The organism is Microbacterium telephonicum, assembly GCF_003651225.1.
GTDB classification, from domain to species: Bacteria; Actinomycetota; Actinomycetes; order Actinomycetales; family Microbacteriaceae; genus Microbacterium; species Microbacterium telephonicum.
The window spans coordinates 850,820-873,816 of record NZ_RCDB01000002.1 but is presented as its reverse complement, the minus strand read 5'-3'; the positions used below and the strand labels follow the sequence as shown (position 1 = coordinate 873,816).

Annotated in this window: 20 protein-coding genes; 16 read left to right on the top strand and 4 right to left on the bottom strand. The window is 71.1% G+C overall.

The window, feature by feature from the left end; genetic code table 11:
* The first annotated feature begins 51 nt into the window (after positions 1 to 51).
* Entirely contained in the window at positions 52 to 1,413 is a 1,362-nt protein-coding gene (locus C7474_RS09105; RefSeq protein ID WP_121059109.1) for a MinD/ParA family ATP-binding protein, read from the top strand.
* Positions 1,413 to 1,904 (top strand): peptide deformylase, encoded by a 492-nt coding sequence (def, locus tag C7474_RS09100; RefSeq protein WP_121059107.1) that lies wholly within the window; start codon positions 1,413 to 1,415, stop codon positions 1,902 to 1,904. The genes C7474_RS09105 and def overlap by 1 nt, the downstream gene beginning before the upstream one ends.
* Before the next feature lie 98 nt (positions 1,905 to 2,002).
* Here the strand turns inward: def and C7474_RS09095 are convergent, their stop codons facing one another.
* Positions 2,003 to 3,835, bottom strand: coding sequence for an AMP-dependent synthetase/ligase (locus C7474_RS09095; protein WP_121059105.1), 1,833 nt, complete (start codon positions 3,833 to 3,835; stop codon positions 2,003 to 2,005).
* 187 nt (positions 3,836 to 4,022) lie between these two features.
* Here C7474_RS09095 and C7474_RS09090 point away from each other — a divergent pair, with 187 nt between their 5' ends.
* The 3 genes from C7474_RS09090 to C7474_RS09080 are packed head-to-tail and all read left to right on the top strand — an operon-like array spanning position 4,023 to position 7,042.
* Complete coding sequence (locus C7474_RS09090; RefSeq protein ID WP_121059103.1) at positions 4,023 to 4,958, top strand: ROK family protein; 936 nt, start codon at positions 4,023 to 4,025, stop codon at positions 4,956 to 4,958.
* An 18-nt stretch (positions 4,959 to 4,976) separates the two neighbouring features.
* Positions 4,977 to 5,666, top strand: coding sequence for a lysophospholipid acyltransferase family protein (locus tag C7474_RS09085; RefSeq protein WP_121059101.1), 690 nt, complete (start codon positions 4,977 to 4,979; stop codon positions 5,664 to 5,666).
* Between the two features lie 38 nt (positions 5,667 to 5,704).
* A complete protein-coding gene (locus C7474_RS09080; RefSeq protein WP_121059099.1) occupies positions 5,705 to 7,042 on the top strand; it encodes a class II 3-deoxy-7-phosphoheptulonate synthase in 1,338 nt (445 codons plus the stop codon).
* A 132-nt stretch (positions 7,043 to 7,174) separates the two neighbouring features.
* Here the strand turns inward: C7474_RS09080 and pknB are convergent, their stop codons facing one another.
* On the bottom strand, positions 7,175 to 9,118 hold the full coding sequence (gene pknB / locus C7474_RS09075) for a Stk1 family PASTA domain-containing Ser/Thr kinase (protein ID WP_121059097.1): 1,944 nt from the start codon (positions 9,116 to 9,118) through the stop codon (positions 7,175 to 7,177).
* Between the two features lie 90 nt (positions 9,119 to 9,208).
* The gene (locus C7474_RS09070; RefSeq protein ID WP_121059095.1) at positions 9,209 to 10,366 is read right to left on the bottom strand and encodes a LysM peptidoglycan-binding domain-containing protein; all 1,158 of its coding nucleotides are present in this window, start codon (positions 10,364 to 10,366) and stop codon (positions 9,209 to 9,211) included.
* A gap of 138 nt (positions 10,367 to 10,504) precedes the next feature.
* On the opposite strand from C7474_RS09070, the gene C7474_RS09065 reads away from it, so the two are divergent.
* On the top strand, positions 10,505 to 10,846 hold the full coding sequence (locus C7474_RS09065; RefSeq protein WP_121059093.1) for an Rv2175c family DNA-binding protein: 342 nt from the start codon (positions 10,505 to 10,507) through the stop codon (positions 10,844 to 10,846).
* Positions 10,847 to 10,872: 26 nt separating this feature from the next.
* On the opposite strand, the gene C7474_RS09060 is transcribed toward C7474_RS09065, so the two are convergent.
* A complete protein-coding gene (locus C7474_RS09060) occupies positions 10,873 to 11,961 on the bottom strand; it encodes a polyprenyl synthetase family protein (RefSeq protein WP_121059091.1) in 1,089 nt (362 codons plus the stop codon).
* 69 nt (positions 11,962 to 12,030) lie between these two features.
* On the opposite strand from C7474_RS09060, the gene C7474_RS09055 reads away from it, so the two are divergent.
* From C7474_RS09055 to C7474_RS09010, 10 genes are all read left to right on the top strand, one after another.
* Positions 12,031 to 12,408 (top strand): DUF3040 domain-containing protein, encoded by a 378-nt coding sequence (locus C7474_RS09055; protein WP_121059089.1) that lies wholly within the window; start codon positions 12,031 to 12,033, stop codon positions 12,406 to 12,408.
* Between the two features lie 206 nt (positions 12,409 to 12,614).
* Complete coding sequence (mraZ, locus tag C7474_RS09050; protein WP_121059087.1) at positions 12,615 to 13,046, top strand: division/cell wall cluster transcriptional repressor MraZ; 432 nt, start codon at positions 12,615 to 12,617, stop codon at positions 13,044 to 13,046.
* A gap of 101 nt (positions 13,047 to 13,147) precedes the next feature.
* Entirely contained in the window at positions 13,148 to 14,110 is a 963-nt protein-coding gene (gene rsmH, locus C7474_RS09045; protein WP_121059085.1) for a 16S rRNA (cytosine(1402)-N(4))-methyltransferase RsmH, read from the top strand.
* Complete coding sequence (gene ftsL, locus C7474_RS15015) at positions 14,107 to 14,754, top strand: cell division protein FtsL (RefSeq protein ID WP_158597317.1); 648 nt, start codon at positions 14,107 to 14,109, stop codon at positions 14,752 to 14,754. Before rsmH ends, ftsL begins: the two co-directional genes overlap by 4 nt.
* A 5-nt stretch (positions 14,755 to 14,759) precedes the next feature.
* Complete coding sequence (locus tag C7474_RS09035; RefSeq protein WP_121059083.1) at positions 14,760 to 16,571, top strand: peptidoglycan D,D-transpeptidase FtsI family protein; 1,812 nt, start codon at positions 14,760 to 14,762, stop codon at positions 16,569 to 16,571.
* Between the two features lie 28 nt (positions 16,572 to 16,599).
* Positions 16,600 to 18,012, top strand: a complete 1,413-nt coding sequence (locus C7474_RS09030; protein WP_121059080.1) for a UDP-N-acetylmuramoyl-tripeptide--D-alanyl-D-alanine ligase — start codon at positions 16,600 to 16,602, stop codon at positions 18,010 to 18,012.
* Positions 18,009 to 19,118, top strand: coding sequence for a phospho-N-acetylmuramoyl-pentapeptide-transferase (gene mraY / locus C7474_RS09025; RefSeq protein ID WP_121059078.1), 1,110 nt, complete (start codon positions 18,009 to 18,011; stop codon positions 19,116 to 19,118). Before C7474_RS09030 ends, mraY begins: the two co-directional genes overlap by 4 nt.
* Positions 19,100 to 20,665 (top strand): UDP-N-acetylmuramoyl-L-alanine--D-glutamate ligase, encoded by a 1,566-nt coding sequence (gene murD / locus C7474_RS09020; RefSeq protein ID WP_241965170.1) that lies wholly within the window; start codon positions 19,100 to 19,102, stop codon positions 20,663 to 20,665. Before mraY ends, murD begins: the two co-directional genes overlap by 19 nt.
* Positions 20,625 to 21,899, top strand: coding sequence for a putative lipid II flippase FtsW (gene ftsW / locus C7474_RS09015; protein WP_121059074.1), 1,275 nt, complete (start codon positions 20,625 to 20,627; stop codon positions 21,897 to 21,899). The genes murD and ftsW overlap by 41 nt, the downstream gene beginning before the upstream one ends.
* Positions 21,900 to 21,909: 10 nt before the next feature.
* The gene (locus tag C7474_RS09010; RefSeq protein ID WP_121059072.1) at positions 21,910 to 22,980 is read left to right on the top strand and encodes a UDP-N-acetylglucosamine--N-acetylmuramyl-(pentapeptide) pyrophosphoryl-undecaprenol N-acetylglucosamine transferase; all 1,071 of its coding nucleotides are present in this window, start codon (positions 21,910 to 21,912) and stop codon (positions 22,978 to 22,980) included.
* Positions 22,981 to 22,997 lie beyond the last annotated feature (17 nt).

Below are 22,997 nucleotides of genomic sequence, written 5' to 3'. Positions count from 1 at the left end.
CCGCAGGCGCGGCCGGCGCAGCCCGGCCAGAAGCACAGGAGTGAACCCGCAGTGACGTCTGATCGCAACGACGAGACCCAGGATGCCGAGAACGGCATCCTGAGCAGCACCGACTCCGCGGGCACCACCGACATCGGGATCACCGACGGCGCGACCGCGCAGATCGACATCGCACTGCCCGTCGCCGACGACGACGACTTCGACGACGCCGACGTCGTGCTCGACGACGTCGCGTTCGAGGACCTTCCCGAGCTCACCGAGCTCACCGAGGTCGTCGACGACGACGAGCAGCTGCTCACCTCAACGGTCGCGACGACGCCGGCGGCACCCGCATCCGTCGCCCCCGCACCTGCGGCCCCAGCGGTCGCGCCGACGCCCGACGATGACGCGCACCACGAGCGCGTGCGCCCGCGCACCTCCGAGATCGCGCTGCAGTCCCGGCGCCTGGGCGACTTCGAGCCCGACCGCGAGAGCGCCGACCTGCTCACCGCCGACCGCCTGCTCGATCCCGCCCACGTGGTGCAGCCCGAGCCGGAGGGCGCGTGGCGGCACTTCGTGTACGCGATCTCGGGACGACGCATCAACCTCGGCGACTCCAAGCGCGCCCGCGCCCGCAAGGAGCTCGACCGCCGCATCGCCGCGCCGCTGACCGGCGGCGCCAAGTTCGTCCCCGTGCTCTCGCGCAAGGGCGGCGTCGGCAAGACGACCGTGACGACCCTGCTCGGCATGGCGCTCGCCGACGCGCGCGACGACCGTGTGATCGCCGTCGACGCCAACCCCGACCGCGGCACCCTCGCCGAGCGCATCGGACGCACGAGCGGACGCACCGTGCGCGACCTCGTGCGCACGCACGGCGAGGTGCACGGGTTCAACGACCTGTCGCAGATCGTCGCCCGCGACGAGACACGCCTCGACGTGCTCGCCTCGGATGCCGACCCGCACGTGTCCGAAGCGTTCAGCGACGACGACTACCGGCACGTCGCCGACCTCGCCGCCCACTTCTACTCGGTCGTGCTCACCGACACCGGCACCGGCATCGTGCACTCCGTCATGACCGCGACCCTCGAGCTCAGCGACCAGATCGTCATCGTGGCAGGCCTCAGCGTCGACGAGGCACGCCTCGCGAGCGAGACGCTCACATGGCTCGAGACCAACGGTCACTCCGAGAAGGTGCGTCAGGCCGTCGTCGTGCTCAACACGGCGCGACCCGGCGCCCCGCTCGTGCGCGCCGACGAGCTTGAGTCCCATTTCCGCTCGCGTGTGCGCGCCGTCGTCCGTGTGCCGTACGACCCGCAGATCGCCGCGGGCAGCGCCATCACGTTCCGCGACCTGCAGCCCGAGACCCGCGCCGCCGCGCGCGAGCTCGCCGCCGTCGTCGTCGAGGGCCTGCGCGCCCAGGCCGCGGCCGCCTGATGGCCGTCCGCGGTATCCGTCTGTTCGGCGACCCCGTTCTGCGGGCGCCGTCGGCGACCATCGACGTCGTCGACGACGGCATCCACGCGCTCGTGCGCGACCTGCTCGACACCGTCGAGCCGGCCGGCCGCGCGGGCGTGGCCGCCCCGCAGATCGGCGTCGGCCTGCGCGCCTTCAGCTACAACATCGACGGGGACATCGGGTACGTGCTCAATCCCGTTATCGTCGAGGTGCGCGGCGAGCCGGTCCCGACCGGCGAGGGCTGCCTGTCGGTCCCCGGCCTCTGGCACGACACCCCGCGCTACCCGTGGGCGAAGGTCGTCGGCACCGACCTCGACGGGAACGAGGTCGTGCTCGAAGGCGAAGGGCTGCTCGCGCAGGCGCTGCAGCACGAGACCGACCACCTCGACGGCATCCTGTATCTGCAGCGTCTCGACCCCGCGACGCGGAAGGTCGCGATGCGCGAGGTGCGCGAGAGCTCCTGGTTCTGAGCCCTTCCGACGTTTCGACTCGCTGCGCTCGCTCAACGACCGAGGGATGGTCGCCTCCCGGTCGTTGAGCGAGGAGCGCAGCGACGAGTCGAAACGCGTCAGCCGAGCGGAACGTTGGTCGTCGTGACCGGCACCGTGTAGAGCTCCTCGACCGCGTCGGCGAAGTCGCTCATGATGACGTTGCGCTTGATGCTCATCTTCGGCGTGAGGTGCCCGGAGGCCTCGGTCCACTCCGAGTCGAGGATCGTGAACTTGCGGATCGACTCGGCGCGCGAGACGCCCTTGTTGGCGACGTCGATGGCCCGTTGCACCTCGGCGCGCACCTTGTCGTTCTTCGCCGCATCCGCCAGCGACATGTCACCGGGCAGGTCGTTGTTGGCCAGCCACGTGGGCAGCATCTCGGGGTCGAGGGTGACGAGGGCCGCGATGAACGGCTTCTGGTCGCCGACGACGACGACCTGGCCGACGATCGGGTTCGCGCGGATCGGGTCCTCCAGGGCCGCGGGGGCAACGTTCTTGCCGCCGGCGGTGACGAGGATCTCCTTCTTGCGTCCGGTAATCGTGAGGAAGCCCTCCGCGTCGAACGAGCCGATGTCGCCGGTCTTGAACCAGTCGCCGTCGAATGCGGCGGCGGTGGCCTCCTCGTTGCGCCAGTACTCCTTGAAGACGTTGATGCCGCGCACCTCGATCTCGCCGTCGTCGGCGAGACGGACGCCGACACCGGGCAGCGCGGGACCGACCGTGCCGATCTTCGACTTCGTCGCCAGGTTGACCGTCGCGGGCGCGGTGGTCTCGGTCAGGCCGTAGCCCTCGAGGATCGTCACCCCGAGGCTGTGGAAGAAGTGGCCGAGGCGCGCGCCGAGCGGTGCCGATCCCGACACGGCGTACGTCACGCGCCCGCCCATCGCGGTGCGCAGCTTGCTGTAGACGAGCTTGTCGAACAGCGCGAACTTGATCTTGGTGCCGAGCGGGATCTTCTTGCCCTCTTCGAGAAGCCGCGAGTGCTCGATCGCGGTGTGCGCGGCGGCGCGGAAGATCTTGCCCTTGCCGGCCGCCTCCGCCTTCTGCTCGGCCGAGTTGTAGACCTTCTCGAACACGCGCGGCACGGCCAGCAGGAACGTCGGCCGGAACGATCCGAGCGCGGGCAGCAGCTGCTTCGTGTCGGGCTGGTGGCCCGTCTTCACGCCGGCGTGGATGTTGAGGATCGAGATGAAGCGCGCGAACACGTGCGCGGTCGTGATGAACAGCAGCGTCGACGCCCCCGGCGTCTCGACGACCTCGTGCAGCGACTTCGCCGAGTTGCGGGAGAGCTCGACGAAGTTGCCGTGCGTGAGCACGCAGCCCTTCGGGCGTCCGGTCGAGCCGGACGTGTAGATGAGGGTCGCGATGTCGGCGGAGACCGCGACGCGGCGGCGGCGCTCGATCTCGTCGTCGGCCACCTCGGCGCCGCGCGTGACGAGCGCGTCGAGGTCGCCGTCCGCCATCGTCCACACCTCGCGCACGAGCGGCACCTCGCCGCGGATCTCGGCGATGCGGTCGCGGTGCTCGTCGGACTCGGCGATGACCGAGACGGCGCCCGAGTCCGACAGGATCCAGCTGATCTGCGAGGCCGAGCTGGTCTCGTAGATCGGGACCATGACGGCGCCCGCGAAGAAGAGCGCGAAGTCGACGAGCGTCCACTGATAGGTCGTGCGGGCGATGAACCCGATCTTGTCGCCGGGCTCGACGCCGGCGGCGACGAAGCCCTTCGCGAGGGCGATCACCTCCCGCTCGAACTCGGCGGCGGTGATGTCCCGCCAGCCGTCGCCGTCGGGCACGGCGAACAGGGCCAGGGACGGCGTCGCCTTGACGCGCTCGACCAGCAGGTCGGCGATGTTCGCCTGCGGGTCGGCGGGGACGACGGCGGGGACTTCGAACTGGACAGCGCTCATGGGCGGCAACTCCTTCGGTACCGGACGGGCGGCGATTCGTGACATCGAGTCTAATGGGGAGTGAGACCGAGTCTTACGCGTGTCGCTTCTGCAGTTGTCCCGGCCCGCGCCCCAGCGGTGCTTCTTCATCTCCACACTAGACTCTCGGAGGCCGCACCGCCCGGGCGCGCGCCGGGAGGGATGCGTCGTGCTCAGCGTCGGAATCGACATCGGCGGAACGAAGATCGCGGGCGGAGTCGTCGACGACGCCGGGACGATCGTGGAGCAGGCGCGTGTCGCCACCCCGACCGACCCCGACGCCCTCGCCGACGCGGTCGGCGCGATGGCCCTCGATCTGGTCTCCCGGCACGAGGTCGTCGCCGTCGGCGTCGCCGCCGCGGGCTTCATCGACGCGACGCGCTCGATCATGATCCACGCCCCGAACATCGACTGGCGCAACGTCCCGCTGCGGGCCGAGTTCGAGCGGCGCATCGGCCGCCCGGTCACCCTCGAGAACGACGCCAACGCCGCCGGCTGGGGCGAGTACCGCTTCGGCGCGGGAGCCGGCTCGTCGAACATGGTCATGCTCACCCTCGGCACCGGCGTCGGGGGAGCCGTCGTCACCGACGGAGAGCTGCTGCTGGGCGGCAACGGCACCGCGGGAGAGCTGGGCCACCTGCGCTACGAGCGCGGCGGCCACGCCTGCGGATGCGGACAGCGCGGCTGCCTCGAGCAATACGCCTCCGGTCGCGCGCTGCAGCGCGAGGCGCGGGAGATCGCCGCGCAGGAGGGTCTCGGTGCGGGTCTCGCCGCTGCGCAGGATGCCGAGGGCGTCATCCCGGGCGACGCGATGGCCCAGCTCGTGCTCGACCGAGACCCGGGTGCGCTGGAGGCGGTGCACCGCGTCGCCGTCGCGCTCGGTGAGGCGTGCGGCCAGTTCCAGGCCGTGCTCGACCCCGACCTGTACGTCATCGGCGGCGGCGTCGCCGACCTCGGCGAGGCGCTGCTGGTGCCCGCGCGCGTCGCGTACGAGCGGTCGCTTCCCGGCTTCAGCGGCCGGCAGGTCGCCCGCTTCGAGATCGCGACGCTCGGCAACGACGCCGGTCTCATCGGCGTCGCCGACCTCGCGCGCATCCGCGGCTAAAGGGTAGGCTCCCGCACGATGTTCTACTGGTTCATGAAGTACGTCGTGATCGGACCGATCGTCAAGGCGATCTTCCGGCCGTGGATCGTGGGCCGGCGCAACATCCCCGCCGAGGGCGCGGCGATCCTTGCGAGCAACCACCTGTCGGTGAGCGACTCGATCTTCCTGCCGCTCATGATCGACCGGCCGATGTCGTTCCTCGCCAAGAGCGACTACTTCACCGGCAAGGGCCTCAAGGGCTGGGCGACGCGTGTCTTCATGAAGGCGACCGGGCAGATCCCGATCGACCGCACCGGAGGCAAGGCCTCGGAGGACTCGCTCAACACCGGCCTGCAGGTGCTCGGTCGCGGCGACCTGCTCGGCATCTATCCCGAGGGCACCCGCAGCCCCGACGGCAAGCTGTACCGCGGGCGCACCGGGCTCGCGCGCATGGCGCTGGAGGCCCGCGTGCCGGTCGTGCCGGTCGTGATGGTCGACACCGGCGAGATCATGCCGATCGGCCGCAGCATCCCGCGCATCGGCCGGGTCGGCATGGTCATCGGCGAACCGCTGGATTTCTCCCGCTTCCACGGCATGGAATCGGACCGCTACGTGCTGCGCTCGGTGACCGACGAGATCATGGTGGCGCTGCAGCGACTGGGGGAGCAGGAGTACGCCGACGTGTACGCCTCGACCCTCAAGGACAGGGCCGTCGTCGCGGCGTCATGAGGACGCTCCGGCATCCGCGCCGACAGTAGACTGAGCGGATGCCGACTTCGCAGCCCGACCTCGATCGCTGGCGTTCGCTCCCCATCAAGCAGCAGCCGCAGTGGGGCGACGCGGATGCCGTCGCCGCCGTGTCGGCCGAGATCGCGTCGCTGCCCCCGCTCGTCTTCGCCGGCGAGGTCGACCTGCTGCGCGACCGACTCGCGAAGGCCGCGTCCGGGCAGGCGTTCCTGCTGCAGGGCGGTGACTGCGCCGAGACGTTCGCGGGTGCGACCGCCGAGCAGATCCGCAACCGCATCAAGACGGTGCTGCAGATGGCCGTCGTGCTCACCTACGGGGCGTCGATGCCCGTCGTGAAGATGGGGCGCATGGCGGGCCAGTTCGCCAAGCCGCGCTCCAGCGACACCGAGACGCGCGGCGACGTGACGCTGCCGGCCTACCGCGGCGACATCGTCAACGGCTACGACTTCACCGAGGCGTCGCGTCAGCCCGACCCGCAGCGTCTGCTGAAGGGCTACCACACGGCGGCCTCGACCATCAATCTCATCCGCGCGTTCACGCAGGGCGGGTTCGCCGACCTCCGCGAGGTGCACTCCTGGAACAAGGGCTTCGCGCAGAACCCGGCCAACCAGCAGTACGAGCGGCTCGCGCAGGAGATCGACCGCGCGATCAAGTTCATGGAGGCGGCGGGCGCCGACTTCGACGAGCTCAAGCGCGTCGAGTTCTACACCGGCCACGAGGGCCTGCTGATGGACTACGAGCGGCCGATGACGCGCATCGACTCGCGCACGTCGACGCCGTACAACACGTCGGCGCACTTCCTGTGGATCGGGGAGCGCACCCGCGAGCTCGACGGCGCCCACGTCGACTACTTCTCGCAGATCCGCAACCCCATCGGCGTGAAGCTCGGCCCGACGACGTCCGTGGACACGGCGCTCGCCCTCATCGACACGCTCGACCCTGAGCGCGAGCCCGGCCGTCTCACGTTCATCACGCGCATGGGTGCGGGTAAGATCCGCGACGCGCTGCCGCCGCTGCTGGAGGCCGTCAAGGATTCCGGTGCGCAGCCGCTGTGGGTCACCGACCCCATGCACGGCAACGGCATCACGACGCCGACCGGCTACAAGACGCGACGCTTCGACGACGTCGTCGACGAGGTGCGCGGCTTCTTCGAGGCGCACCGCGCCGTCGGCACGCACCCGGGCGGCATCCACGTAGAGCTCACCGGCGACGACGTGACGGAGTGCCTGGGCGGGTCGGAGCAGATCGACGAGGCCACCCTCGCGACCCGCTACGAGAGCCTCTGCGACCCGCGCCTCAACCACATGCAGTCCCTCGAGCTCGCCTTCCTGGTGGCCGAGGAGCTCGAGAAGCGCTGACCCCTCGACACGTCGAGACCCGACTTCCACGCCGAGACCCGCGTTCTGAACGCGGGTCTCGGCGCGTGAAGCGGGTCTCGACGCGCGTGCCGAGCGCCGCAGGCTCAGCGGTACCGGCGGCGGAGCGCGCGGCTAGAGGCCGGGGGTCAGGGTGATGGTGCTGCCCTTGGGGGCCATCGTGCCGGCCTTGGGGTTCGTGGAGCGCACCTTGTAGACGTCCCAGTACTTGAACCCGAGCGGCAGGTCGCCGTCGTCGATCCCGGCGTTCACGTCGAAGCCGAGCGCCTCCAGCTCACGCACGGCCGTGCGGATCGTCTCCCCGGTGACATCGGGCACCTCGACCGGCTTCGGCCCGTCCGAGACGACGAGCGTGACGGTGTCGCCCTTGTGCAGCGGTGCGTCGTCGGGGATGCCGTCGACCCGGATGACGAGGCCCTTGTCGAGGTCGTCGCTGTACTCGCGGCTGGTCTCGGTCTCGAGCCCGACGGCATCCATGGCCTGCGCGGCGTCGTCCTGCGACATCCCGGCGACGTCCGGCACCGGCCCCAGCGACACCTGCAGCGACGCGGTCGCCCCTTCGGTGACCGCGCACCCGTCGGCGCACGGGACGGCGTCGCCCCCGCCGAACGGCGTCACCGCGACGGCGACGACCTGCCCGGCGGCGAGGCCGTCGAAGAACTCCTCGGTTCCGGTGACCTCGATGCGCGACTGGGTCAGGATCTGGGTGACGTCGGATGCCGGTCGGTCGCGGAGCGCGGGAAGGTCGACGGGAGCGGGTCCCTGCGAGATGACCACCGTGACGGTGGACTCCTTGTCGACGAACGCTCCCGCGTCGGGATCCGTGCGGATGACGAGCCCCGCCTCGACCTCGAGACTGTGGTCGGCGCCTTCGACCGCCTGCAGCGACTGCGCGGCCAGCGCGGTCTGCGCGTCGGTGAACGTGAGCCCCTGCACCGACGGCACGGACACGAGCGATCCGGGTCCCGACCCGAACCACCAGCCGGTGCCCCCGGCGAGTGCGGCCAACAGCACGACGAGCGCGATCAGCCAGCCGCCCTTGGCGGAATTGCGCCGCGCGCGGCGACGCAGCTTCGTGGCGTTGTCGACGTCTTCCGTGACGGTCGGCGCGGTGAACGCCCCCGGCAGCACTTTGGTGACCTCGCCCGAGTCGATGCCGTCGTCCGAGCCGATCAGGCCCACCGGCGTCGCGCGCACCACCTGCGGGTGCACGCCGAGCTCCCGCTCGATCTCGCGCAGCCGGTCGAGCATGGCGCGCGCGTCGACGGGGCGCTCGTCGGGGGAGCGCTCGGTCGCCCACAGCACGAGCTCGTCGAGCTGCTCCGGAACGCCGGGGTTCTTCGCACTCGGGCGCGGCACCGAGTCTGTGGCGTGCTGGTAGGCGATCTGCATGGGCTGCTCGCCCTTGTAGGGCTGCTCGCCGGCGAGCATCTCGTAGAGCATGATGCCGAGCGCGTAGATGTCGCTGCGGGCATCCGCCGTGCCGCGGGTGACGAGCTCGGGCGCGAGGTAGGCGATCGTGCCCATGAGCATCTGGCCGCTCGCGGTGTTGGCGGTGGTCGCACGGGCAAGGCCGAAGTCGCCGATCTTGATGCGGCCGTCCTCGGCCAGCAGCACGTTCTCGGGTTTGACGTCGCGGTGGACGATGCCGGCGCGGTGGGCTGCCGCCAGGCCCGAGAGCACCGCATCCATGATCGTGATCGTCTGCGGGATCGACAGGCGTCGCTGCTCGCGCAGCAGTTCGCGCAGCGTGATCCCCGGGAGGTACTCCATGACCAGGTACGCCATCTCGCCGTCCTGGCCCTGGTCGAACACGTTCACGACGTGGGGATCGGCCAGACGGGCGGCGGCGCGCGCCTCCTGGATGAAGCGGCTCTGGAACACCGTGTCGTCCGAGAGGTGCCCGTGCATGACCTTCAGGGCGACCCGGCGCTCGAGGCGCAGGTCGGTCGCCACGTAGACGGTGGCCATGCCGCCGCGGGCGATGCGAGCACGCACCCGGTACCGGCTGTCGACCAGACGGCCGATCAGCGGGTCGGTCTGCTGGCTCGTGCTCACGGGGGGAAGTCTACGGATGCCCGCCCGAGAGGCCCGTCAGCGGCGCACCCCTGAGCGCACACCGATACCGCACCGAGACCGACGCGGTGCTCACCCGAGGGCCGCGAGCCACGCGTAGGCCTGCGACTCCCACTCTCCGTAGCGGTCGGGGTACGCCGAGACCTGCACGGCCTGCGCCGCAGCGCTGAAGCCCATCGACTCCCACCCGCCGATGTCGAGGAGGCCGCGGGTGCGCGCGCCGTTCGGGTCGGCCGAGCCGCCGTAGAAGACCGCGGCCGCGCGCCGCGGGTCCATGACCTCGGCGGCGCTGCCCCAGCCGGTGCTGGGACGCTGCTGGAACAGGCCCAGCGAGTCGTACGTGCCCCAGTCGACGTTGCGGATCCAGGACTCGACCATCGCCGTCGCCAGCGCGATCGCGATGCCGCGGTCGGGCACGCCGCGTTCCCGGCCGACCTCGATGATGATGCGGGCGTTGCCGATCTGCTCGTCGTCCAGGCCCAGCGCGGCCGTGTCGACGGCGGGCGCGGATGCCGGGGCCGCCGCGCCGGGCACCGACAGCACCTGACCCGGATAGATGATGGACGACTCCGCCAGGCCGTTCGCCTGCAGCAGCGCCGCGAGGGCGACACCGTGCCGGTCGGCGATGGACCACATGGTCTCGCCGCCGGCGACCGTGTGGGTCGTGGCCGCCGGGGTGCTCGGCGCGGGCGCCGAGACCGGCGTGGCGGATACCGCCGGGACCATCCCGCCGGGCAGGGCGAGCGACTGGCCGGTGCGGATGAGGGAGCTCGACCCGAGCCCGTTGGCACCGCGGAGCGCGTCGACGCTCACGCCGTGCCGCTGCGCGATGGACCAGAGCGTGTCGCCCTGCTGGACCGTGTAGGAGCCCGCCATCGGTGCGGCGGGCGCGGGGGAGGCGGCCCCGGTGAGCCGCAGCACATCGCCCGGGCGGATGATCGAGTCCCACCCCAGCCCGTTCCATGCGAGAACGTCGGCGGTGCGCAGTCCGTACCGCGCGGCGATGCGACTCACGGTGTCGCCGGGAGCGACGGTGTGGGTCGCCGGGGTGTTGGAGGTGGCGGCCGTCGTTGAGCGGACGGAGGATGCGGCGGCGTCGCGCTTCTCGGGCTGCATCTCGAGCGGGCGCGGCTCGGCCCCCACGGGCTGCGCCTGGGCGGCGGGCGAGGCGCCGAGGGTGAGGGCGATCGACCCGAGGATCGCGGTGGGAGCGGCGAGGGCCGCGGGCATGGTCGGTCTCTGTCGCACGAGATCTCCCCCTTCGGTGACTCCGCCACGCTGTCACGCGGGTGTGAATCGAGTCAACTGAAGTGACTGATGTGAAAGATGAGAGTTCTGTCATGTCGCGACGGGTGCGATAGTGGAGAGGTGAACACCGCGCCCGTTCCCACTGAGTGGCTGACCCTTCCCGAACTCGTCGAGCAGACGGGCGAGAGCCTGGGCCGCGTCCGGCGACTGCTCGACGAGAAGCACCTCGTCGGCTCGAAGCGCGACGGTGTGTTCAAGGTGCCCGCCGTCTTCCTACAGGGCGACCGTCCGCTCTCTTCGCTGCGGGGCACCGTCATCGTGCTGCAGGATGCCGGCTTCGGCGACGACGAGCTGATCGACTGGCTGCTGTCTCCCGACGACACCATCGGGATCGCCCCCATCGAGGCGCTGCAGGCCGGACGCAAGAGCGAAGTGCGCCGCGTCGCGGCCTCGCTCGCCTGATATCCGCCTGGCCCGAATCCGCCGCGTCAGGACGTGCGCGCCGTCGCGGCGCGCGCGAGATCGCGCAGCTCGCCGACCGCGGCGTTGCCCAACGGCGCGCCGCGCAGCGCGGCATCCGCCTCGGCGGTCTGCCGACGGATCACCTCCTCCACGCGCTCCAGCGCGCCGGAGTCGACGATCGTGCGCTGCAGCGACGCGATCTGCTCACCGTCCAGCAGCGGGTCGCCGAGCAGTTCGTCCACGACGCGGCGGGTGCCGGAGGGAAGGGCCTCGCGTGCGTAGGCGATGAGGAGGGTCCGCTTGCCCTCGCGCAGGTCGTCGCCGGCGGGCTTGCCGGTGACCTGCTCGTCTCCGAACACGCCCAGCACGTCGTCGCGCAGCTGGAAGGCGATGCCGATGGGGTGACCGAAGCGCGACAGGGCGTCGAGCTGGGCGGCATCGGCCCCCGCCAAGGCTGCGCCGATCAGCAGGGGCTGCTGCACCGAGTAGCGGGCCGACTTGTACGAGGCCACGCGCAGCGCACGCTCGGCGTGCTCGTCGTCGGGCGCGGTGACGAAGGCGGCCTCCTCGGCGATGTCGAGATATTGACCGATCGTGACGTCGCGACGCATCCGGGCGTACTCGGCCCGCGCCGCGCCGGCGTGCGCCGCCGCGGCGAGACCCTGCTCGAGCAGGTCGTCGCTCCAGGCGACCAGGAGGTCGCCCAGGAGCACGGCCGCCGCCCGGCCGTACGGTTCGGCCTCGCCCGCCCACCCCTGCGCCCGGTGGCCCGACTCGAACGCGCGATGCGCCGCGGGGCGGCCGCGTCGGGTGTCGGAGTTGTCGATGATGTCGTCGTGCACGAGCGCCGCCGCATGGAAGACCTCCAGTGCCGCGGCGGCCGAGAGCACGTCGTCCGGGAGGGCATGGGCGGGGCCGCGCCGCTCGGCGATCGCCCGCCAGCCGGTCAGGCAGAAGCGGGCCCGCAGACGCTTGCCGCCGCGCACGGCGTCGGCGCCAGCGGCCGCGAAGGCGAGCGCGTCGGCTCCCAGCGCGGATGCCGCGTCGAGCTGGTCCCCGATGAACCTTTCCAGTCGCTGGGAAACGGCCTCGATCGCATCAGGGGAGCCACTCACGGGCCTAGCCTAGTTCTCGTCCGGATGCGTAGAATCGTAAGGACTTCGAGATCCTCAGAGGGGGCATGTATGCCACTGTCAGAGCAGGAGCAGCGTCTGCTCGATGAGATGGAACGCCATCTCATGCGCAACGACGCCGACGTCGTCGCGCCGAGCGAGGGACGCCCCCTCAGTTATCGGAACATCGTCTACGGGGCCGTCCTCGCCCTCGTCGGCATCGGCGGTCTGATCGTGGGTGTGTCGACGTCGCTCATCGTCGTCGGCGTCATCGCCTTCCTCGTCATGCTCGGCGGCGTGATCCTCGCCGTCACCCCCGCCAAGGGTGCGACCGCGGCGCCGCGGTCGGCATCGGCATCCGCTTCCGCTCCACGATCCTCCACCCGGTCCGGGCAGAGCTTCATGGACCGCATGAACGACCGCTGGGATCGCCGCCAAGACGGGCACTGACCCCGCTCGGCCCACACGACACACGCGAGAAGCACCGACCTGAGGGTCGGTGCTTTTTTGCGTGCCCGCCGCGCGCACCCCGTGATCCTGCGGCGTCCGCCGGGTGAGGGGAGCGCGGCGCGTGTTTTCGATGGTGAAGTGGAGGGAAGTGGAGTAAAGTGGCGCACACCTGAGTCGGGCCGGCGCGAAAGGGGGGTGAGTGACCGATGCTGTTGGGCACCTACACCCCCAAGCTCGACGACAAGGGGCGCGTCATCCTGCCGGCGAAGTTCCGCACCGACCTCGGCGACGGCCTCGTGGTCACCCGCGGTCAGGAACGCTGCCTGTACGTGTTCAGCACGAAGGAGTTCGAGCGGGTCTACGAGAAGATCCGCGAGGCGCCGCTGACCAACAAGCAGGCCCGCGACTTCCAGCGCATGTTCCTCTCCGGGGCCAGCGACGAGAAGCCCGACAGCCAGAGCCGCATCACGATCCCGCCGCACCTGCGCGCCTACGCGAGCCTCGACCGCGAACTCGTCGTCACCGGTGTCGGCGCGCACGCCGAGATCTGGGACGCCGAGGCCTGGAACGCCTACGCGGCCGGAAACGAAGACAGCTACTCCGACATGGAGCAGGAGGTGATCCCGGGATTGTTCTGACCCGCCGACCCTGACCTCCAGCCGCACGCCCTGGCGCACTTCCCCGGTGCCAGGTCGCGGCGGATGGGGATCAGGATCTGCGGACCGGACCCCGCCTCATCATGGACCTCCGCGACATCCACACCCCCGTCCTGCTCGAGCGCTGCGTCGAGCTGCTCGGCCCCGCCCTCGAGCGCGACGACGCCGTCCTCGTCGACGCGACGGAAGGAATGGGCGGCCACTCCGAGGCGCTGCTCGAGCGCTTTCCCAACATCCACCTCATCGGACTCGACCGCGATACCGACGCGCTGCGCATCGCGGGGGAGCGGCTCGCGCGCTTCGGCGACCGCGTCTCGCTCGTGCACACCGTCTACGACGGCATCGCTGCGGCGGTCGCCTCCACCGGACGGCGCCGCGTCGACGGCATCCTGTTCGACCTCGGTGTCTCGTCGCTGCAGCTCGACGAGGCGGAGCGCGGCTTCGCGTACGCGCGGGACGCACCGCTGGACATGCGGATGGACCAGACCGCCGGCACCACCGCCGCCGACATCGTCGCCACCTACGGCGAGGGCGATCTGCGTCGCATCTTCGAGCGCTACGGCGAGGAGAAGCTCGCCGGCCGCTATGCCCGCGCCATCATCGACGCGCGCGGTCGCGCACCGCTCACGCGCACCGGCCAGCTCGTCGACGTGCTGATCGCCGCGACGCCGGTCGCCGTGCAGCGGGAGGGGCGCGGTCACCCGGCCAAGCGCGTCTTCCAGGCGCTGCGCATCGAGGTCAACGCCGAACTGTCGGTACTCGAGGCGGCGATCCCCGCCGCGATGGATCTTTTGAACGTCGGCGGGCGCATCGTGGTCATGTCCTACCAGTCGCTCGAGGACCGTCTCGTCAAGCGCGTCTTCGCGGATGCCGTCCGCTCGACGGCGCCGGCGGGGCTCCCGGTCGAGCTCCCCGAGCACGCCCCGCGCTTCCGGCTGCTCGTCAAGGGCGCCGAGCTCGCCTCCGACGCCGAACGGGAGCGCAATCCGCGCGCCACGCCGGTGCGCCTGCGCGCGGCCGAGCGCATCCGGGAGGCCGTCGCATGAGTGCCGACCTGCTGTCCACCGCCGCACTGCCGATCCGCGAGGCGGTCCGCGAGTCGGGACGCCCGGACGAGAGCCCGGGTCGTCGCCTGCGGGTGCTCGACAGGCCGGCCCCCGGCCGGCGCCCCCGCCTGCTCTACGGCGTCATCGCCGTCGCCGGTGCACTCGCGATCGCCGGGGTGCAGATGGGGATGTCGATCCTCACGACGCAGACCTCGTACGAGCTGAAGACCCTCACGAGCCAGCAGAAGGACCTCGACTGGCAGAAGCAGATCCTGCGGGACGACCTCGCCGGCCTCAGCTCGCCGCAGTACCTGGCGGCGAACGCCGCGTCCCTCGGCATGATCACGGGGCAGACGCCGAGCTACCTGCGGCTGAGCGACGCCGCCATCGTCGGCACGGGTGAGGCCGCCGCGAGCTCGTCGAGCATCGACGCGCTCGGAAAGGCAGCGGTCGGAAACGCGCTCGTGGCCGGCACGCCGCTCGTCACCGACGAGAACGCCACGATCGCGACCGGGCCCGCTCCGGCCCAGCCCGATCCGAACGCCGCGCCGCCCGCGGACGGTGCCGACCCCGCGGCCCCGCCCGCCGATACGGCGACACCCCCCGCCATCACCGACGGTCTGCCCACCCCCAGCACACACTGAGAGACATGACGACTCGAGCCACCCGCAGCCCGCGCCGCCGCACCGTCGTCGCCCTCGCCGTCGTCCTCGCCGTCTTCGCGGCTTTCGTCGTGCGCCTCGTCGACATCCAGGTGGTCAACGCCAACGACCACGTCGACGAGTCGCAGCGCTACGCCACCGGCGCGAAGGTCGCGCTGCAGGGAATGCGCGGCGAGATCACCGACGCCGACGGCACCGTGCTCGCCTCCTCGACCGTGCTGTACGACGTCGAGATCTCGCCGATGCTGGCCGTGCAGGGCGTCAAGAAGCGCGACGCCGCCGGCGACACCGTGCTCGACGAGAACGGCGATCCGGTGATGCTGCCGTGGCCCGAGCTCGCCGCGAAGATCGCCGAGATCACCGGCCAGACCGCCGACGAGGTCACCGCGATCGCCGACGACGCCGTCGCGAAGGACCCCAGCTCGCAGTTCGCCTACGTGAAGCGGTACGTCTCCACGGAGATGTACCGGCAGCTCGCCACTCTCGGCTACCCGTTCCTGAACTTCCGCCCCACCTCCACCCGCGTGTACCCCGACGGCGCCGTCGCCGGCAACGTGCTCGGCTTCGTCGGCTCGGACGGCAAGCCGCTCGAGGGCGTCGAATCGCTGCAGAACCAGTGCCTCGAGCCCTCGGACGGGGAGCTCACCTACCAGCGCGGCGCCGACGGGGTCATCATCCCGGGCACCGAGGTCGAAGACCCCGCGGAGAACGGCGGCACGCTGAAGCTGACGATCGACGGCGACCTGCAGTGGTACATGCAGCAACTCATCGCCGAGGAGACCGCGCACTACCAGGCCGACTGGGGCGGGATCGTCGTCATGGAGGCCAAGACGGGCAAGATCCGCGCCCTCGCCGAGACGCCCACCGTCGACCCCAACGACCCGGGGGCTTCGCCGGCGGAGGACCGCGCCTCGCGTCTGCTGCGCTACTCGTACGAGCCGGGCTCGACCTTCAAACCGGTGACCGCGGCGACCGCCATCGAGCAGGGCGGCGCGACGCCGACCTCCACGGCGTGGACGCCCGACCGCATGGAGTTCCCCAACGGCGCCGTCATCAACGACTCCGAGAACCACGCCGCCGAGAACATGACCCTCACCGGCGGCCTCGTGAACTCGTCGAACGTCGCGATGTCGCAGTTCGGCGCACTCGTCGACCCGCAGACGCGCTACGACTACCTGCGCAAGTTCGGGGTCGGCGACGGCAGCGCGCTGAACTGGTCGGGTGAGCCGAAGGGCGACATCCACGATCCCGCGACGTGGGACAACCAGACGTACTACACGACCACGTTCGGTCAGGCCTTCACCGTCACCCCCGTGCAGACCACGAGCGTCTTCCAGACGATCGCCAACGGCGGGGTGCGGATGCCGGCCCAGCTCGTCGAGTCGTGCACGAAGGCCGACGGCACGGTCGTCACGCCCGACGTGCCCGACCCGGTCAAGGTCATCGAGCCGGAGACCGCGGCCGAGGTGTCGCAGATGCTCGAGAACGTCTATGCGCAGGGCACGCTGAAGGACGACATCAAGATCCCCGGGTACCGCCTGGCCGTCAAGACCGGCACGGCGCAGATCCCCGACGGCACCGGCGGATACAAGGCGGGACTGTATTTCACCAGCCTCGCCGGGTTCGCCCCCGCCGACGATCCGCAGTACGTTGTTCTGACGGTCTTCGACGAGCCCAAGACGAATCGGATGTCGTCGGCGAACCGCTCCGTCTTCAAGAAGGCGATGACCCAGGTGCTCGCGCACTATCGCATCATGCCGTCCGGCCAGGAGACGCCCCTGCTTCCCGTCACTCAGTGACGCCCGCCCGCCGAAGGAGCATTCCCGCATGATCTCGATGACGTTGGCGGACATCGCCGCGACGGTCTCGGGCGAACTCGTCCCGGCCGCCGGTGACGGTCCCGACACGGTCGTGGCGGGCACCGTCGACACCGATTCGCGGGCGATGACCGGCGGCGACATCTTCGTCGCCAAGCCCGGTGCCGTCACCGACGGACACAACTTCGTCGATACCGCCGCGGCGGCCGGCGCGCGCCTGGCGATCGTGGAGCACACCGTCGAGGCCCCCGTCTCGCAGATCGTCGTCACCGACGCGGTCGCCGCCCTCGCCGACCTCGCACGCGAGGTGGTCGCCCGCGTGCGCGCCCGCGGCGAGCTGAAGATCGTGGGCATCACCGGCTCCAACGGCAAGACGACCACCAAGAACATGCTCGCCCGCATCCTCGAGGGGGAGGGGGCGACCGTCGCGCCGCGCAACTCCTTCAACAACGAGGTCGGCGCTCCCGTGACGATGTTGCGCGTCGACGAGGACACCCGCTACCTCGTCAGCGAGTTCGGCGCGGACCGCATCGGCAGCATCGCGCGCCTGGCGGGTCTCGTGACCCCCGATCTCGGCATCGTGCTGATGGTGGGCCTGGCCCACGCCGGCGGCTTCGGCGGCGTCGAGGCCACCCAGCGCGCCAAGACGGAACTCGTCGAGGCGGTGCGCCCCGGCGGCGTCGCCGTGCTCAACGCCGACGACCCGCGCGTGGCCGCGATGGCCGCCGTCGCCGCCGACCGCGGCGTCGCGGTGCGCTGGTTCGGCCGCTCCACGGCGGCCGAGATCCGCGCCGACGACGTCGAGGTGACCGCCGCCGGCACCACCTGCACCGTCGTCGTGGGCGACGAGCGCCTGCCGCTACGCCTGCAGGTGCTCGGCGAGCACCACGTCATGAACGCCCTCGCCGCGATCACCGCGGCGCGCGAACTCGGCGTCGCGCCCGCGGTCGCCATCGCGCGGCTGGAAACCCTCGAGATCGCCGAGCGCTGGCGGATGCAGCCCCTCGGCTCCGAGCGGGTGCGCATCATCAACGACGCCTACAACGCCAGCCCCGACTCGATGGCCGCCGCGCTGCGCACGCTCGCGCAGATCGCCGAGCCCGGCCAGCGCAAGGTCGCCGTCCTCGGCGCGATGAGCGAACTCGGCGAGTCGGCCGGAGAGGAGCACGACCGCGTCGGGCTGCTCGCGGTGCGCCTGCGCTACGAGCGCATCGTCGTCGTGGGCGCCGAGGCGCGTCGCCTCTTCCTCGCCGCCGTCGGCGAGGGGTCGTGGGACGGCGAGGCCGTGTTCTTCGCGTCGGCCGACGAGGCGTTCGACTACCTGCGCGGCGAGCTCCGCGACGGCGACCGCGTGCTCGTGAAGTCCTCCAACTCGGCCGGGCTCCGGCATCTGGGCGATCGTCTGGGAGAATCGTTCTCGTGAGATCCCTGCTCGCCGCCGCCACGATCTCGCTGACGTTCACCCTCGTCCTGACGCCGCTGTTCATCCGGCTGTTCGCACGGATCGGGTGGGGTCAGGTGATCCGCACGCCCGAAGACGGCCACAACCCGGGTCATCAGGCCAAGCGCGGCACGCCGACCATGGGCGGCATCGTCTTCATCCTCGGCACGCTCGTCGGCTATCTGTCGGGCACCCTGTTCGGTGGCAGCCCACCCACGATCTCGGGCATCCTCGTGCTCTGGATGATGGTGGGACTGGGCCTGGTCGGCTTCATCGACGACTTCATGAAGGTGCGCCAGCAGCGCAGCCTCGGTCTGTCGGGCTGGCGCAAGATCATCGGCCAGGTGCTCGTCGCCGTGCCGTTCGCGCTCGTGGCGCTGAATCTGCCCAACCGCTGGGGCGAGACCCCGGCCGCCGCCTACATCTCCTTCGTCCGCGACATCCCGGCGCTGTCGTTCATGGCCCTCGGCGGCGTCGTCGGCACGATCCTCTACCTCGTGTGGATCTCGTTCCAGGCCGTCGCATGGTCCAACGCCACCAACCTCACCGACGGACTCGACGGCCTCGCGACCGGCGCCGGGATCTTCACGATCTCGGCCTACAGCCTCGTGACGTTCTGGCAGTTCCAGCAGCGGTGCCACAGCGAGGCGCTCGTCGCCGCGTACGCGAACGCCTGCTACCCGACCCGCGATCCCATGGACCTCACGATCGTCGCCGCCTCGTTCGTCGGCGCGCTCGTCGGCTTCCTGTGGTGGAACGCGCCCAAGGCGAAGGTGTTCATGGGCGACGTCGGGTCGATGGCCATCGGCGGCGTCGTCGTCGCGATGGCCGTGCTCTCGCGCACCGAGATCCTCGCCGTCATCATCGCCGGCGTCTTCATCATCGGCCCCGGGTCGGTCATCCTGCAGCGTTACTACTTCAAGGCCACCGGCGGCAAACGCCTGTTCCTCATGAGTCCGTTCCACCACCATCTCGAGATGCGCGGCTGGCCCGAGATCACGATCGTCGTGCGTCTGTGGATCGTCGCCGGCATGCTCGCCGTCACCGGCGTCGGCATCTTCTACGTCGCGTGGCTGGCGGCCCTGTGAGCGTCGCCGGCGCCGCACGCCTCGACGCGCTGACGAGCTGGCACGCCGACTGGAGCGGGCTGCGGGTCGCCGTGCTCGGACTGTCGGTGACCGGGTTCTCGGTCGCCGACACGCTCGCCGAGCTCGGCGCGGAGGTGCTCGTCGTGGCGGAGTCCGCGTCCGACGAGTACGCGCGCCTGATCCCCGTCATCGGTGCGCGGCTGTGGACCGGCTCCCTCGCCGACGTCCCCGACGAGCTGCGCGCCTTCGCCGCCGACGTCGTGGTCGCCTCGCCGGGCTTCCCGCCGCACCACCCCGTGATCCGGTGGGCGCAGGAAGAGGGCATCGCCCTGTGGGGTGACATCGAGCTGGCCTGGCGCGTGCGCGACAAGGTGACCCGGCCGGGCGGCACGCCGGCCGACTGGATCCTCATCACCGGCACCAACGGCAAGACGACGACGACGCAGCTCACGGCGGCGATGCTCGTCGCCGGCGGCCTGCGCGCCGCCCCCGTGGGCAACATCGGCGTGCCCGTGCTCGACGCCGTCCGCGACCCGGCCGGCTTCGACGCGCTCGTCGTCGAGCTCTCCAGCCACCAGCTCTGGTACCTCGGGCTGCAGAGTGGCCCCGACCACCTGTCGCCGCACGCGGCCGTGTGCCTCAACCTCGCGGACGACCACCTCGAATGGCACGGCTCGTTCGCGGCGTACCGCGATGCCAAAGCCCTCGTCTACGAGAACACCCGGGTCGCCTGCGTCTACAACAAGTCGGATGCCGCCACGCGGGAGATGGTCGAGGAAGCCGACGTCGTCGAGGGATGCCGGGCGATCGGCTTCGACCTGGGTATGCCCGGCCCGAGCGACGTCGGCGTCGTCGACGGCATCCTGGTCGACCGCGCGTTCCTCGCCGAGCGGCACACGAGCGCGCTCGAGCTCACGACCGTCGACGATCTCGCCGCTCGCGGGCTCGCCGCGCCCCATGTGGTCGCCAACATCCTGGCCGCCTCGGCACTCGCGCGCTCGCTCGGAGTCGAGCCGGCCGCCATCCGCGCCGCGCTGCAGGACTTCCGTCTCGACCCGCACCGCATCGAGGTCGTCGCGGTCGCCGGCGGGATCACGTGGGTCGACGACTCGAAGGCGACCAACCCGCACGCTGCCGCATCCTCCCTCGCCGCTTATCCCGGCGCGGTCTGGGTCGTCGGCGGGCTGCTGAAGGGCGTCGACATCGCCGAGCTCGTCGCCGCACGCGGCGCCGGGGCGAAGGCCGCGATCGTCATCGGCGTCGAACGCGCCGACATCACGGCGGCGTTCGCGCGACACGCGCCCGCAGTGCCGGTGTTCGAGGTCGACCACACCGAGACTGAAGACGTCATGGCGCAGGTCGTCGACCTGGCGGCGGGCATCGCACGCGACGGAGACGTGGTTCTCCTGGCACCGGCGGCGGCGTCCTTCGACCAGTTCGCGTCCTACGCGGATCGGGGCCACCGGTTCGCGGCCGCAGTGCACGAGCGGATCGGAGGCGGACCCGATGGCCACACCGACGATCGCCCGCACTCCCCGCGGCTCTGACGGCGACGGCACCGACGGCACCGGCCCGTCCCGCGGCTTCGCCGCGCGCGTGTCGCTGGGACGCGCGTTCGCCCCAGTGCCGAGCGAGTTCCTGCTCATCGCCTCGACGGCGCTGATCCTCACAATCTTCGGTCTCGTGATGGTGCTGTCGGCGACGATGGCGACCTCGCTCGCGGCGGGGGAGAGCCCCTTCGAGGTCGTGCTGAAGCAGTCGGTGTTCGCCCTCATCGGCGTGCCGCTCATGTTCGTGGTCAGCCGGTTCCCGCTGCGGTTCTGGAAGCGCATCGCGTGGCCCGCCCTCATCGGCGCAATCGCGCTGCAGCTGCTCATCTTCATCCCCGGGCTCGGTATCACCAACGACGGCAACTCGAACTGGATCCGCATCGCCGGGTTCCAGCTGCAGCCGTCCGAGTTCCTCAAGCTCGCCTTCATCCTGTGGCTGGGCTACGTGCTCTATCGCAAGCACACCCTGCTGGGCACCTGGAAGCACGTGTTCATCCCGGTCGTGCCGGTCGGCATCCTCGTCATCGGCCTCGTCGGCGTCGGCAGCCACGACCTCGGCACCGCCATGATCCTCGCGCTCATCATGCTCGGCTGCCTGTTCTTCTCGGGCGTGAAGCTGCGCCTGTTCCTCATCCCGCTGATCATGCTGGCCGCCGGCGTCGCCTACCTCGCGATCTCGAGCCCCAACCGCATGCGCCGCATCATGAGCCTCTTCGACGTCGACACGCTCTCGTGCTACTCGACGACGTGCTACCAGCCGGTGCACGGCGTGTGGGGGCTCGCGAACGGCGGCATCTTCGGATTGGGACTGGGTAACTCGCGCGAGAAGTACCAGTGGCTGCCGGCCGCCTCCAACGACTACATCTTCGCGATCGTCGGCGAGGAGGTGGGGCTCATCGGCTGCGTCGTCGTGCTGGCGCTGCTGACGCTCTTCGCCGTCGGCGCCTTCCACATCGTGCGAAAGACCCGCGACCCGTTCGTCCGCATCGCCGCGGGCGGCATCACGGTGTGGATCGTGGGTCAGGCCCTCATCAACATCGGCGTCGTGCTGCGGCTGTTCCCCGTGCTCGGCGTGCCGCTGCCGTTCATGTCGCAGGGTGGCACGTCGCTGCTGTCGGTGCTGCTCGCCTGCGGTGTGCTGCTCTCGTTCGCGCGCACGCTCCCCGAGCAGCAGCTCGCCCCGCCCGTCGCGCAGCCGCGCCCCCGGGGAGCGTCCGCACCCGCCCGGTAGGCTCGATCCGGTGACCACGTACCTGCTCGCGGGCGGCGGAACCGCCGGCCACGTGAACCCGCTGCTCGCCGTCGCCGACGCCCTGCGCGAGCGCGACCCCGCCGCGGAGGTGCTCGTGCTCGGCACCCGCGAAGGGCTCGAAGCACGCCTGGTCCCCGAGCGCGGTTACGAGCTGCTGTTCGTCGACAAGGTGCCCTTCCCCCGCCGACCGGATGCCGCGGCCCTCCGCTTCCCGGTGCGCTTCCGCCGCGCGATCGCCCAGGTGCGCGCGCACCTGCGGGACCGTCATGTCGACGTCGTCGCCGGATTCGGCGGCTACGCCTCGGCGCCGGCGTACGTGGCCGCACGACGCGAGCGCGTCCCGTTCGTCGTGCACGAGGCCAACGCCCGCCCGGGACTGGCGAACGTGCTCGGCGCCCGCCGCGCCGCGGGGACGGGGGTCGTCTTCGAGGGCACGCCGCTGAAGGGGGCGAGCGTGGTGGGGATGCCGCTGCGCCGCGAGATCGTGGAGCTCGACCGAGACGCCCGGCGCGCCGAAGCCGCCGAGTTCTTCGGCCTCGATCCCGCCCGTCCCGTCCTGCTCGTCTTCGGCGGATCGCTCGGGGCCCGCCGGCTCAACGACACTCTCGCCGGCGCGTGGGCCGACGTCACCGCGACCGGGTGGCAGATCCTCCACGCCGCGGGGGAGCGCAACGACCCCGTCGACCCGGGCGATCCCGCCTACCGGCTCGTGCCGTACCTCGACCGCATGGACCTCGCCTTCGCCCTCGCCGACGTCGTCGTCTCGCGCGCCGGATCGGCGACCGTGAGCGAGATCAGCGCGCTCGGCATCCCCGCGGTGTACGTGCCGTACGCCGTCGGCAACGGCGAGCAGGCGCTCAACGCGGCCTCGGCGGTGCGCGCCGGCGCCGCGCGGCTGATCCCCGACGCCGAGTTCACCCCCGACCGGGTGCGGTCCGAGGTCGTCCCGCTCCTGCAGGACGCCGACGCGCTGGGGCGCATGCGCGCCGCCGCAGGCCGCGTCGGCACCCGCACCGGCACCGGGAACGTCGTCGCGATGCTCGACGCAGCCCTGGGCTGAACGGCGGCCGCCGGACC